The 12,687-nt window shown below is 70.3% G+C and carries 11 protein-coding genes and 1 pseudogene; 7 read left to right on the top strand and 5 right to left on the bottom strand.

Annotated features, from left to right (window positions below; translation table 11 throughout):
• The first annotated feature begins 84 nt into the window (after positions 1-84).
• On the top strand, positions 85-1,062 hold the full coding sequence (locus NW895_RS36475; RefSeq protein WP_289941178.1) for a pirin family protein: 978 nt from the start codon (positions 85-87) through the stop codon (positions 1,060-1,062).
• Between the two features lie 46 nt (positions 1,063-1,108).
• On the opposite strand, the gene NW895_RS36480 is transcribed toward NW895_RS36475, so the two are convergent.
• The gene (locus NW895_RS36480) at positions 1,109-1,996 is read right to left on the bottom strand and encodes a hypothetical protein (RefSeq protein ID WP_289941179.1); all 888 of its coding nucleotides are present in this window, start codon (positions 1,994-1,996) and stop codon (positions 1,109-1,111) included.
• 265 nt (positions 1,997-2,261) lie between these two features.
• Here NW895_RS36480 and NW895_RS36485 point away from each other — a divergent pair, with 265 nt between their 5' ends.
• Positions 2,262-3,260 carry an AI-2E family transporter gene (locus tag NW895_RS36485; protein ID WP_289941315.1) on the top strand — a complete coding sequence of 333 codons (999 nt, stop codon included), beginning with the start codon at positions 2,262-2,264 and terminating at the stop codon, positions 3,258-3,260.
• Here the strand turns inward: NW895_RS36485 and NW895_RS36490 are convergent.
• Positions 3,227-5,380, bottom strand: coding sequence for a SpoIIE family protein phosphatase (locus tag NW895_RS36490; RefSeq protein ID WP_289941180.1), 2,154 nt, complete (start codon positions 5,378-5,380; stop codon positions 3,227-3,229). The genes NW895_RS36485 and NW895_RS36490 overlap by 34 nt on opposite strands.
• A gap of 179 nt (positions 5,381-5,559) precedes the next feature.
• On the opposite strand from NW895_RS36490, the gene aspS reads away from it, so the two are divergent.
• The 4 genes from aspS to NW895_RS36510 all read left to right on the top strand — a co-directional run bounded on the left by aspS (position 5,560) and on the right by NW895_RS36510 (position 9,768).
• Entirely contained in the window at positions 5,560-7,323 is a 1,764-nt protein-coding gene (gene aspS, locus NW895_RS36495) for an aspartate--tRNA ligase (protein WP_289941181.1), read from the top strand.
• Between the two features lie 131 nt (positions 7,324-7,454).
• Positions 7,455-8,417: an intradiol ring-cleavage dioxygenase gene (locus NW895_RS36500; protein ID WP_289941182.1), complete on the top strand. Its 963-nt coding sequence runs from the start codon at positions 7,455-7,457 to the stop codon at positions 8,415-8,417.
• A gap of 110 nt (positions 8,418-8,527) precedes the next feature.
• The gene (locus NW895_RS36505; protein ID WP_289941183.1) at positions 8,528-9,199 is read left to right on the top strand and encodes an MFS transporter; all 672 of its coding nucleotides are present in this window, start codon (positions 8,528-8,530) and stop codon (positions 9,197-9,199) included.
• Positions 9,178-9,768, top strand: a complete 591-nt coding sequence (locus NW895_RS36510; protein ID WP_354670154.1) for an MFS transporter — start codon at positions 9,178-9,180, stop codon at positions 9,766-9,768. The genes NW895_RS36505 and NW895_RS36510 overlap by 22 nt, the downstream gene beginning before the upstream one ends.
• 95 nt (positions 9,769-9,863) lie before the next feature.
• Here the strand turns inward: NW895_RS36510 and NW895_RS36515 are convergent, their stop codons facing one another.
• Positions 9,864-10,541 carry a hypothetical protein gene (locus tag NW895_RS36515; protein WP_289941185.1) on the bottom strand — a complete coding sequence of 226 codons (678 nt, stop codon included), beginning with the start codon at positions 10,539-10,541 and terminating at the stop codon, positions 9,864-9,866.
• 219 nt (positions 10,542-10,760) lie between these two features.
• Here NW895_RS36515 and NW895_RS36520 point away from each other — a divergent pair.
• A pseudogene (locus NW895_RS36520) lies at positions 10,761-11,141 on the top strand (pectate lyase); the annotation flags it as partial.
• Between the two features lie 20 nt (positions 11,142-11,161).
• Here the strand turns inward: NW895_RS36520 and NW895_RS36525 are convergent.
• Both NW895_RS36525 and NW895_RS36530 read right to left on the bottom strand, forming a co-directional pair.
• Positions 11,162-12,184, bottom strand: a complete 1,023-nt coding sequence (locus tag NW895_RS36525) for a hypothetical protein (RefSeq protein WP_289941186.1) — start codon at positions 12,182-12,184, stop codon at positions 11,162-11,164.
• Positions 12,185-12,319: 135 nt separating this feature from the next.
• Positions 12,320-12,685 carry a PH domain-containing protein gene (locus NW895_RS36530; protein ID WP_289941187.1) on the bottom strand — a complete coding sequence of 122 codons (366 nt, stop codon included), beginning with the start codon at positions 12,683-12,685 and terminating at the stop codon, positions 12,320-12,322.
• Positions 12,686-12,687: the final 2 nt, after the last annotated feature.

The raw sequence follows: 12,687 nt of genomic DNA on the forward strand, positions 1-12,687 counted from the left end.
GAATGCTCTCCCCTCCTTCTCTGTTAGGGGTGGCAGGAAGTTCAACGCTCAACTAAACTGGGCGTACACCGAGGAGGTACCGACATGCCTGCTGTGACCGTCGAGAACCCGCTGACGCTGCCCCGCGTGACCGCACCCGCCGACGCCGTGGCACGTCCCGTGCTCGCCGTCACGACCGCGCCCAGCGGATTCGAGGGCGAGGGCTTCCCGGTGCGCCGGGCGTTCGCCGGGATCAACTACCGCCATCTCGACCCGTTCATCATGATGGACCAGATGGGCGAGGTGGAGTACGCGCCGGGCGAGCCCAAGGGCACCCCCTGGCACCCCCACCGGGGCTTCGAGACCGTCACCTACATCATCGACGGGATCTTCGACCACCAGGACTCCAACGGCGGTGGTGGCACCATCACCAATGGCGACACCCAGTGGATGACCGCGGGCTCGGGTCTCCTCCACATCGAGGCCCCGCCGGAACACCTCGTCATGTCCGGCGGGCTCTTCCACGGCCTCCAGCTGTGGGTGAACCTCCCGGCCAAGGACAAGATGATGCCCCCGCGCTACCAGGACATCCGCGGCGGCAACGTCCAGTTGCTCACCACCCCCGACGGCGGCGCGCTGCTCCGTGTCATCGCGGGCGAACTGGACGGCCACGCCGGCCCCGGCATCACCCACACGCCGATCACGATGATCCACGCGACGCTGGCGCCGGGCGCGGAGATCACGCTCCCCTGGCGGGAGGACTTCAACGGTCTGGCGTACGTCCTGGCGGGCAAGGGCTCGGTCGGTGCTGAGCGGCGTCCGGTCCACCTGGGCCAGACCGCCGTCTTCGGCGCCGGTTCCTCGCTGACCGTCCGTGCGGACGAGACGCAGGAGTCCCGCTCGCCGGACCTGGAGGTCGTGCTGCTCGGCGGGCAGCCGATCCGTGAGCCGATGGCGCACTACGGGCCGTTCGTCATGAACACCAAGGACGAGCTCATGCAGGCGTTCGAGGACTTCCAGAAGGGGCGGCTGGGGACGATCCCGGCGGTGCACGGGATGACCGCGGAAGGTCCGCAGAGCTGAGCCCGCACGAGCGGGCCGACCCGCCGTCGCGTGCCGTGGCGGCGGGTCAGGCGGCGTCCTCGGTCTTCTCCCACGTGGTCACGTTGAGCGTGAGTGAGGACAGGCCGTAGCTGTCCGTCTGCCAGCCGAGGACCCGGATCGCCGCGACCCGGTTCTCGTCGGTGAGCACGCAGGCGGTGAGCCCCTTGCGGATGGTCTTCTCCTTGATGGTGAAACCGAAGTCGGTGGCCGCGGCACAGCTCTTGGCGTCCGCGTCCCCGCTGACGGAGGCGAGGTCGCCGTGGTCTCCCATGAGGGTGTAGCCGTCGCCGTTCGACGGCAGGGAGAGCGTGATGTCGGGCTGGGCGTCGGTGAAGTCCACGTCCAGGCTCCAACCGGTACGCAGCACGACTTTGCGCTCCTCGCGGACCGCGGCCGCCCCGGTTCCGCCGCCGGACGCCGGAATGCCGGCGGGGCCGGGCGGGGAGGGCGCGCCGGTGGCGGTCGGCGAGGCGGTGGAGCCGGGCGCGCCGGTCGCCCGGTCCGGGCCGGCCGTGCCGCCTGAGGGCGTGCTCCCTGGTGGCGTGTTCCCTGACTGCGTGCTGCCTTGCTGCGTCAGCACCTGGTAGGTCACCACGCCGCCCACGGCCAGCAGAGCGGCGGCCGTGAACGCGAGGGTGGGGCCCTTGAAGGCGAGCTTGAAGCCCCGGCCGCCCACCGAGAAGCTGGACGAGGGAGAGCCGGCCTCCCGCATCACGCGCGTGGCCTCGGCGTCCGCGGCGGCCCGGGTGCGCCGGGCCTCTGCCTCGGCGTTGGCCCGGATGGTCATCGCGTCGGCCTCGGCCTGTGCCTGGATCTTCGCCGACTCCGCCATGCCCGCGCTGTAATCGCGCATCATCTGCGGCGTGAACGAGGCCCCCTCGGCCCCGTCCTTCCTGGGTGCGGACTTGCCCATGTCGCTCCTTGCCTGCCGTCGGGAAACGGCCAGGGCACACATCGTGCAGCCCGGGAGGCAGCGGCCTCCGTCACTCACCCAGGGGTCACTCGAAAGGGTGGGAGTGGCTGAGAGGTTGACGTTCGGGCTGTTTCTGACGTTTCGTCACCCGGCCGGCCCGCTCCCGAGGGACAGCCCGCCCGCCGCGTGATCCGCTGGAACCGTGCAGGACTCCCGCCCGCTGCTCCCCGACCCCGCCCGCCGCCTCGGCGCCTGGTGTGCCGTGATGCTGCTGTTCGCCGGGGTGGTGTGGGTGGTGATCCGGCTCTGCGCGGAGTTCCGTACCGCCGTCGTGCCGGTGCTGCTCGCGCTGCTCGGCACGGCGCTGCTCGGGCCGCTGCACCGGCGGCTCGTCAAGGCCGGGGTGCAGCGGTCGGTCGCGGCCGGGCTCACCTGCGTCGCCGTCGTGGCCGTGGTCGGCGGGGCCGTGTACATCGTGGTCGCCGCGCTGATCGACACCGGGGACGAGATCGTCGCCTCGCTCAGGGACGCGGCGCAGGGGATCGCCGACCACTTCGGGGCGGCCGGGACCTCGCTGGACGACGTCGCCGCCAACGCCCGGGACCTGCTGACCAAGTTCGGCGGGACGGCCGCCTCGGGAGTCATCAGCGGGGTGAGCGTCGTCGGCGAGACCATCGCCATGGCCGTCCTCGCCCTGCTGCTCGTCTTCTTCTTCCTGCGGGACGCGGACAAGGCCGCCGGCACCCTGCGCGCCCTCGCGCCGCGCGGGACCGCCGACGCCCTGGTCGCCATGGCCCGGCGGGCGTACCAGGCCGTCGAGGGCTTCATGCGCGGGACCACCCTCATCGCCCTCATCGACGCCCTGTGCATCACGGTCGGGCTGCTCGTCCTCGACGTGCGGGGAGCGGTGGGGCTGGGTGCGCTGGTCTTCGTCGGCGCCTACATCCCCTACCTCGGCGCCTTCATCTCCGGCGCCCTGTCCGTGCTGGTCGCGCTCGCCGACCGGGGGTTCGTGATCGCGCTGTGGGCGCTCGGGGTGGTGCTCGCGGTGCAGGTGCTGGAGGGGCATGTGCTGCAGCCGGCGATCCAGAGCCGGACGGTGCAGATGCATCCGGCGGTGGTGATGGTGGCGATCACCGCGGGGGCGTCCGTCGCCGGGATCCTGGGGATGCTGCTGGCCGTGCCGCTCACCGCCGCGGGCTTCGGTGTCCTGCACGAGCTCCGTACGCGCTACAAGAGCGGTGCTCCGGCCTCCGACTCGTAGAGCTCGAACCAGATGCTCTTGCCCTCGCCGCGCGGGTCGACGCCCCAGGCGTGTGCCAGGAGCTCGATCAGCAGAAGGCCGCGTCCGGAGGAGGCCAGCTCCCCGGGTCTGCGCTTGTGCGGCAGGTCGTCGCTGGAGTCGGTGACCTCGATCCGCATCCGGCGCTCGCCCGGCTCGCCCCGCACCTCGGCGAGCAGCAACGCGTCGGCGTCGGTGTGCACCAGGACGTTGGTGAGCATCTCCGACAGCAGCAGCACCGCCGAGTCCACCTGGTCCGGCGAGTCCCAGTCGTGCAGCAGCTCCCGCAGTTGCCGCCGGGCCGCGGCGACGCGCTCCGGCTCGGCCTGCGCGACCGTCAGCAGCATGCGGCGCACGGAAGGCCGTACGGCGAACGGGTCGCCACCGCCGGGACCCTGCCCTTCCCGGGACAGCAGCAGGACGGCGATGTCGTCCTCGCGCCGGTCGGCCAGCGGGCCGGTGGTGTGGTGCGAGGAGGGCCCGTGCACGCCCTGCACCAGGGCGTCGGCCAGCTCCTCCAGGTCGCCCTTGTGTTCCTCCAGGATCGTGCGGACGCGCTGCCAGCCGGTCTCCAGGTCGTGGCCGCCGGTCTCGATCAGGCCGTCGCTGCAGAGCATCAGGATCTCCCCGGGCTCCAGGGCGATCCGGGTGGTGGGGTAGTCGGCGTCCGGGTCGATGCCGAGGGGCAGCCCGCCCGCCGTACTGCGCGACAGCACCGTGCCGTCCGGCATGCGGATCGCCGGGTCCAGGTGCCCGGCGCGGGCCACCTCCAGCACGCCGGAGGCGGGGTCGACCTCGACGTACAGGCAGGTCGCGAAGCGCGGCTCGGCGTGGTCGTCGTCGGTGATCCCGTGCAGGAAACGGGAGGCGCGGGAGAGCACCGCGTCCGGTCGGTGCCCCTCGGAGGCGTACGCCCTGAGCGCGATCCGCAGCTGCCCCATCAGCCCGGCCGCCCGCACGTCGTGCCCCTGCACGTCGCCGATGACCAGCGCGAACCGCCCTTCCCCGGGCTTCGTCCGGGAGGTGCCCCCGGGCAGCGGGATCACGTCGTACCAGTCGCCGCCGACCTGGAGCCCGCCGCCGGTGGGGACATAGCGGCCGGCGACGCTCATGCCCGGGATGTGCCGGGGGCCCAGGGTCGGCAGCATCGAGCGCTGCAGCCCGTCCGTGAGCTCCCGCTCGGTCTCCGCCGCGCCCGCCCGGGACAGGGCCTGCGCCAGCATCCGCGCGACCGTGGTCAGCACCGACCGCTCGTCCGGCGTGAACGCCACGGGATAGGTGAAGGCCGCCATCCACGCGCCGATCGTGCGCCCGGCCACGATCAGCGGCAGGAACGCCCAGGAATGGCGTCCGAAACGCTGGGCGAGCGGCCACGCCAGTGGGTAGCGGGCCTTGTACTGCTCGGGGGAGGCCAGATAGACCGCACGGCCCGTCCGTACGACCTCCGCGGCCGGGTAGTCCGTGTCCAGCGACATGTGCAGGAACGGGTTCTCGTCCTCGAACTGCTGCCCGTGGTGGCCGGTCAGCGTCAGCCGGTCGCCCCGCACCCCGAACACCGCGAGGCCGTCCGGCTCGAACCCCGGCATCGACAGGCCCGCCGCGACCCGCAGCACCTCCTCCGTCGACCGTGCCTCGGCCAGCGCCCGGCCCGCGTCCAGCAGGAACGCCTCGCGCGAACGCCGCCAGTCGCCCGTGACGGCCCTGCGCCCGGCGGGTGTGCCGGGCGCGGGTTCGGTGACCTCCTGGAGGGTGCCGATCAGCTCGTACTCCTTGCGTACGGGATCGAAGGACGGTTTCGCACGGCTGCGGACGACCCGCGTCACCCGCCCCCGCTCGTCCATGACCCGGATCCGGACCTCGGCGAGCGTGCCCTCGGCGACGGCGAGCTGTACCACCCCGGTGATCTCGTTCCAGTCGACGGGGTGGAGCCGGGCCCGTGCCTGGGCCTCGGTCAGGCTGACCTGTTCGGCGGGCAGCCCGAGCAGCCGTGCTGCCTCGGCGTCGACCGTGACCAGCCCGGTAGCGGTGTCCCAGTGCCACAGACCCGTTGCGAGGGCAGCGAGGACTTCCCCCACGGCGGGCAGGGGCTCACCAGTGCGCATTGCCCCACTTTAAGAAGAGGTGATCGAACGCTGCCACCGATCGCGTATTTGTGTGCGATGTTTCTGCGGCGGTAATGGTGAAGAGCCGATCTTGGGGTGCCCGGTACGCTGGGGGGTGTTTCACGTGAAACAAGGTCATGTGAAGCAGGCCCCGATCCGCGAAGACTGGATGAACGACGATGCATCGGTACAGGTCCCATACCTGCGGCGAGCTCCGCGCCTCTGACGTCGGCACCGACGTCCGGCTGAGTGGCTGGCTGCACAATCGGCGTGACCTGGGCGGCATCCTCTTCATCGATCTGCGCGACCACTACGGCATCACGCAGCTCGTCGCCCGCCCGGGCACGCCGGCGTACGAGGCGCTGGACAAGCTCTCCAAGGAGACCGTCGTCCGCGTCGACGGCCAGGTCGTCTCCCGTGGCGCCGAGAACATCAACCCCGAGCTGCCGACCGGCGAGATCGAGATCGAGGTCTCCGAGGTCGAGGTGCTGGGCGCGGCCGCCCCGCTCCCCTTCACCATCAACACCGAGGACGGGGTCAACGAGGAACGGCGCCTGGAGTACCGCTTCCTGGACCTGCGCCGCGAGCGCATGCACCGCAACATCATGCTGCGTACGGCGGTGATCTCGGCGATCCGCCAGAAGATGACGGCGCTGGGCTTCAACGAGCTGGCGACCCCGATCCTGACGGCGACCTCCCCGGAGGGCGCCCGCGACTTCGTCGTGCCCTCGCGTCTGCACCCGGGCCGGTTCTACGCCCTGCCGCAGGCCCCGCAGCAGTTCAAGCAGCTGCTGATGATCTCCGGCTTCGACCGCTACTTCCAGATCGCGCCCTGCTTCCGCGACGAGGACGCCCGCGCGGACCGTTCGCCGGGCGAGTTCTACCAGCTCGACGTCGAGATGTCCTTCGTCGAGCAGGAGGACGTCTTCCAGCCGGTCGAGAAGCTGATGACCGAGCTGTTCGAGGAGTTCGGCAACGGCCGTCACGTCACCTCGCCGTTCCCCCGGATCCCGTTCCGCGAGGCGATGCTGAAGTACGGCTCCGACAAGCCGGACCTGCGCGCCAAGCTGGAGCTCGTCGACATCACCGACATCTTCGAGGGCTCGGAGTTCAAGGCGTTCGCCGGCAAGCACGTGCGGGCGCTGCCGGTGCCGGCGGTGCAGGACCAGCCGCGCAAGTTCTTCGACCAGCTGGGTGACTACGCCGTCTCCCAGGGCGCCAAGGGCCTGGCCTGGGTGCGCGTCGCCGAGGACGGCTCGCTGTCCGGCCCGATCGCCAAGTTCCTCACCGAGGAGAACGTCGCCGAGCTGACCAAGCGCCTGTCGCTGTCGGCGGGCCACGCCGTCTTCTTCGGCGCGGGCGAGTTCGACGAGGTCTCGAAGATCATGGGCGCGGTGCGGGTCGAGGCCGCCAAGCGTGCCGGGCACTTCGAGGAGGACGTCTTCCGCTTCTGCTGGATCGTCGACTTCCCGATGTACGAGAAGGACGAGGAGACCGGCCGGATCGACTTCTCCCACAACCCGTTCTCCATGCCGCAGGGCGGCCTGGAGGCCCTGGAGACCCAGGACCCGCTGGACATCCTGGCCTGGCAGTACGACATCGTCTGCAACGGCGTCGAGCTGTCCTCCGGCGCGATCCGGAACCACGAGCCGGACATCATGCTCAAGGCCTTCGAGATCGCCGGTTACGACCGGGAGACCACCGAGCGGGAGTTCGCCGGCATGCTGCGCGCCTTCCGCTTCGGCGCCCCGCCGCACGGCGGTATCGCGCCGGGTGTCGACCGCATCGTCATGCTGCTGGCCGACGAGCCGAACATCCGCGAGACCATCGCCTTCCCGCTCAACGGCAACGCCCAGGACCTGATGATGGGCGCGCCGACGGAGCTGGACGAGGCCCGGCTGAAGGAGCTGCACCTGTCGGTGCGCAAGCCGCAGCCCAAGTAGGCCAGGGCCTGACAGGCCCGAGCAGCGTGAGTGGCCCGGAACCGGCGTCGGTTCCGGGCCACTTGTGTGTCCACAGCAACCCACAGGTCTTTCTGGGCTTCCTTACAGTCCTCTTACCTAACGTCCCGTCCATGACGGGAAACGAGAACACGGGAAACGAGAACACGGAGAACGAGCAGGCCCAAGGGCCCAAGCACCGGCGGAACCTGACGCGCCGTAAGGTCGTGGTCGCGGGAGCGGGCACGGTCGCCGCGGTGGGCGTGGGCGGCACGCTCACGGCGGGCGCCTTCGCCGGGGAGACCGGCGGCAAGGGCGCCACGCCCAAGGCGAGCAGCACGGCCACCGGAGCGGATGCCTGCTACAAGCTCACCTCGGAGACCACCGAGGGCCCGTACTACATCGACGCCGACAAGATCCGCCAGGACATCACCGAGGACAGGGAGGGCATCCCGCTCACCCTCCGCATCAAGGTGATCGACTCGGAGACCTGCGAGCCGGTCCGCAACGCGGCCGTCGACATCTGGCACTGCGACGCGCTGGGCCTGTACTCGGGGTACGAGTCCCTGTCGACCGGCGGCGGAGGCGGAGGCGGTACGCCGCCCAGCGGTGCGCCCACCGATGTGCCGTCCGGTACGCCGACCGGCTCTCCGCCCGCGGGCGGAGGTGGCGGCGTGCACGAGGAGCCCACCGACGACAAGCGCTACCTGCGCGGCACCTGGAGGACCGACAAGCAGGGCTTCGTCACCTTCAAGACCATCTTCCCGGGCTGGTACCGGGGCCGCTGCGTCCACGTCCACACCAAGGTGCACGTCAACGGTGAGTGGACGGACGCCGGTTACGAGGGCGGCAACACCTGCCACACCGGCCAGTTCTTCTTCGACGAGGAGTCCGTGCTCGCCTCCGCCGAGGTCGAGCCGTACTCGACGTCGACGACCGAGCGCACCAAGCTCGACGAGGACACCATCTACGACGGGAGCGGCGTCCAGGGCGGGCTGCTCAAGCTGAAGTACAAGGAGAACGACATCGCCGAGGGTGTCGTCGGCACCATCACCGTCGGTGTGGACCCGGAGGCGACCCACACCGGCACGGAGTAGGGGCCGCCCACACCGGCTCGGGTAGGGACGTAAAGGGGCGGACGTGTGACCACGCGTCCGTCTCTTATTCATATACATGGACTTCTGTACAACCCGTTGACCCGGAACAGATGGACCGCACGAACGTCGGCTTCATCCAGGACGAACTGCGGGCCGGCGTCGGCGTCGGCGCCACCGCCTACGGGCTCGGAGCGGGCCTGTTCTTCATCGGGTACGCCTTGTTCGAGATCCCGAGCAACATGGTGCTGGAGCGCCTCGGTGCCCGTGTCTGGCTGACCCGCATCATGATCACCTGGGGACTGGTGATCGTGGCGATGTGCTTCATCCACAGCGTGTGGATGTTCTACGTGCTGCGCTTCCTCCTCGGCGTCGCGGAGGCGGGCTTCTTCCCCGGCGTGATGCTCTACTTCACCCAGTGGCTGCCCGACTCCTCCCGCGGCCGGGCCGGCGCCATCTTCCTCGGCGGCTCGGACGGCGCGGCCGTCGTGACCGGACCGATCACCGGCGCCCTGCTGGAGCTGCACGGCATCGGCGGGATCGCCGGCTGGCGCTGGATGTTCGCACTCGAAGGGACGTTCTCGGTCGTGGTCGGCATCGTCGCCGGCTTCTTCCTCGTCTCCCGGATCGAGGACGCGAAGTGGCTCACGGCCGAGGAGAAGACGGCGCTGCGGGCCGCGGTCTCCCAGGACCAGGAGGAGCGCAGCCGGGCCCCCAGGCCTCGCGGCTCAGGCTTCTCGTCCACCCGCAGGTCGCGCTGCTCATCGGCGTCTTCTTCGCGATGACCCTCACCGGTTACGCGATCACCTTCTGGCTGCCCAGCCTGATCGAGGAGATCGGCGGACTGTCGTCCTTCCAGGTCGGTCTCCTGGCGGCCGTTCCACCGGTCTGCTCCATCATCGCCATGTACTCGATGAGCCGCTTCACCGACCGTGCCCCGGACCGCCGGCCCTATCTGGCCGTCGCCCTGGTCCTGTCGGCCGTGGGCACCTTCCTCGCCACGCTGGGCTCCCCCTGGTTCGGTTTCGCGGCGATCACCTTCGCGGGCGTCGGCGCGAAGTGCGCGGCCACCCTGTTCTGGCCGATGGCCCAGTCCGGCCTCGACCTGAAGATCGCGGCGGCCGGGCTGGCCCTCGTCAACTCCGTCGGAAACCTCGGCGGCTTCGTCTCCCCCACGGTCTTCGGCTACCTCAAGGACACCACCGGCAGCACGCACGGCGGCCTGTACATGCTCTCCGCGGCGTCCGTCCTGGCCGTGGCCGGAGTCGCCTTCATCCGACGGCACTCAGGCACATCGCCGGGTGGCGGCGAACCGGCCCCGGTGACGGGGAAGGTGGCGACCGGGGAGGCGTAGAGCGGGTCGGCAAGACAGAGCGGCAAGACAGGTCGGCAAAGACAGGTCGGCAAGACAGATCGGAAATACAAAGCGGCAAGACAAAGGGCGGTGGCTCACTCGTCGGGCGGGGACTCAAGAGCCTGGTCCTCCAGCAGGCGCTCCGCGATGTCGTTCGCCCAGGTCTGGGCCCACTGCCGGAGGGAGGTGACGGCCCGTTCGTCGAGGCCGTGCGCGGCGAACGCACGGTCGTCGAGCCATTCGGTGCCCTCCAGGCGGGACTGGAGGTCGGCGAGGTCGAGGGCGTCGTGGGCGTGGCGGCGGCCGAGTTCCTCCAGCTCGGTCAGGCTCCAGCGGTCGGCGGCGGCGTGGACGTCGATGAGGTCACGGGCGGCGCCGCGGTCGGCGAGGGCGCGGACCCGTATGCCGACGACGTCCTCCAGGGAGAGGGCGAGGCCCAGGCCGGTGGTGACCGGCGGGTGCCAGAAGGTCTCCTTCAGCAGGTCCAGCGTCTGTTCCTCGCCCGTGCCGGGGTCGGTGACGATCAGGCGGGCGGAGAGCGGGTCGGTCTCCAGGGGACGTACCAGCCAGCCGCGGTCCGTGAGTCCGGAGCGGACCGTGGCCGCGATGCGCTCCATCGGCTCGGCGGCCTCGGTCGCCACCTCCAGGTCCTGCGCCCGCCGGTCGACCAGGCCGTGCGCCCGGACGGCCAGGTCGCCGGTCAGGGCCAGGGGGTAGGCGGCGCCGACGGTGAGGACGTCGTGCAGGAGGCGGGGGAGGGCGCTGTCGTTCATGTGGCCGCCCGGATGCGGAGGGTGGTCATGGGCCGATTATCACGGGCGGGGCGTGCGGAGGCCCTCCGGCCGCGGGTGCGGCGGCAACCTTTGGCACCCGCGCGGCCACTGGTGAGGCGGAAGCGCCTTCAGCGGGTGCTCCACGCAGACCCGTGTTCACGAACCGCACGAACCCGGGTTCCAGCGACCCCCCACGTCCGAGCCACGTAAGGACTCTCCGTGGCCTCTGCCTCCCACCGCCGCTCCCTCCGGGGGCGCCGCACCCTCGTCGTCGTCGTGGCGGCCGGTGCCGGGACCGTCGCCCTGGTGATGAACACGCACGCCGGTACGGTCACCGCCGCTGCCGACCTGTACCACCAGGCGCTGCCCGCCAAGGACGGCTGGGCGGCCTCCGGCTCGGGCACGACCGGTGGCTCGGCCGCCGACTCGGCGCACACCTTCACCGTCAGCACCCGCGCGGAGCTGGTGAAGGCGCTGGGCTCCGCCTCCGACACCACTCCGAGGATCATCAAGGTGAAGGGCACGGTCGACGCCAACACCGACGACGCCGGCAAGAAGCTGACCTGCGCGGACTACGCCGCGGGCACCGGCTACGCGCTGACTGATCAGGACATGCGGCCTCATGCAGGGCCCCCGTCGGACACGGCCCTGGGTGCCTCCGGCTCCTCCGTGAACAGGTGCTCCGCCTGGGTGACCGTACCCGCGCGGTCGAGCCAGTCATTGAGGCGGTCGAGGTCGGTGCAGGTGGTGATGCGCTCGCGGACCTCGTCGGAGACGGGCAGACCGCGTACTTCCAGGACGCGCAGGATCCCCTTGGCTTCGCCCTTGGCAAGTCCCATGGCTTCACCCTTGGCAAGTCCCATGGCTTCACCCTTGGCAAGTCCCATGGCTTCACCCTTGGCAAGTCCCTTGGCTTCCCCTATAGCCACGCCCTTGGTCTCGCCCTCGCGGTAGGCCTTCTCCAGCACCGTGCCCCGGCCAGGGAAGTAGTTGACGAACGTCAAGATGTCCCTCCATTTGTCTCCGGCGGGGGTGTTCCCCAGCGACGAGTCCAGGAATTGAGAGAAGTAGGCGGCGGCGTTCCAGTCCATGCTCGACAGGGCACGGCCCAGTGCGTCCAGTATGGCGTCGATGTCGGGGCCGTTGGCGTGCGCCAGGGCCGCGAACGCGGCCATCGCGGGTTTCTCCGCGGCGGTTCTCACGTCGGTGATCACCGGGAGGTTGTCCGGTCCGACGACCAGGGGGTACGTCCTCTGGGCGGTCCAGCCGCGCGTGCCGCAGGCGAAGGGGCCGGTCGCCCATTTGGTCGTGGCCCGGTCGCGGCAGACGACGAGCAGCAGCACAGGCAAGCCGTACTTCGCCTGGAGGTAGGCGATGTAATACGGCCAGCTCGACTCCTTCTTCGCGTCTCTCCTCTCCTGCGCCTCCACGGCGAGCAGGAAGTCGTCCCCGTCGGACGGGCCGATGCGCAGCACGGTGTCGACGTGGCGGGCCATTGGCCTGGTCTCCGTCACGTCGGTGCCGATGGCGTAGACGGCCGCCTTCTCGGGGAACGCGATGCCCAGCACCCCGAAGAGCGGGGAAAGGATTTCAGGCCGCTCCTGGAAGATCCGGTGCATGCCTTCATGGGCTGATGTGACCATGGGGGAACGGTCGCCGATCAAGGGCCCGTCTGCCCGGTGGATCCGCGGTGTTCACTCGTTCGAGCGGCGGCGAAACGTTCAGGGAAGTCGCAGGCCCGGGGCACGTTGACGGTGCCCCGGGCCTGGGCGGCTGGTCTACTTGGCCACGAACTGCGTCAGGATCGCCTGGACCTCGTAGATGTCGACGCCCTTGGTGAAGGTCTTCTGGATCGGGGTCGCGTTGCCGGAGAGCCAGATCTTCAGTTCGGCGTCGAGGTCGAAGGTGCCCGCGGTTTCGACGGCGAAATGGGTGATGCTGCGATACGGGATGGAGTGGTACTCCACCTTCTTGCCGGTGATGCCCTGCTTGTCGACCAGGATGAGACGGCGGTCGGTGAACAGGATGGTGTCGCGGATCAGCAGGTACGCGGCGTGCACCTGCTCGCCGTGGCCGAGCAGGCGTGCGTAGTCCTGCTGGGCCTGGGCCGGATCGACGGTGTGGGCGTTGCCGAACAGTGCCATGG

Source organism: Streptomyces sp. S.PNR 29 (assembly GCF_030386795.1).
Lineage (GTDB): Bacteria > Actinomycetota > Actinomycetes > Streptomycetales > Streptomycetaceae > Streptomyces.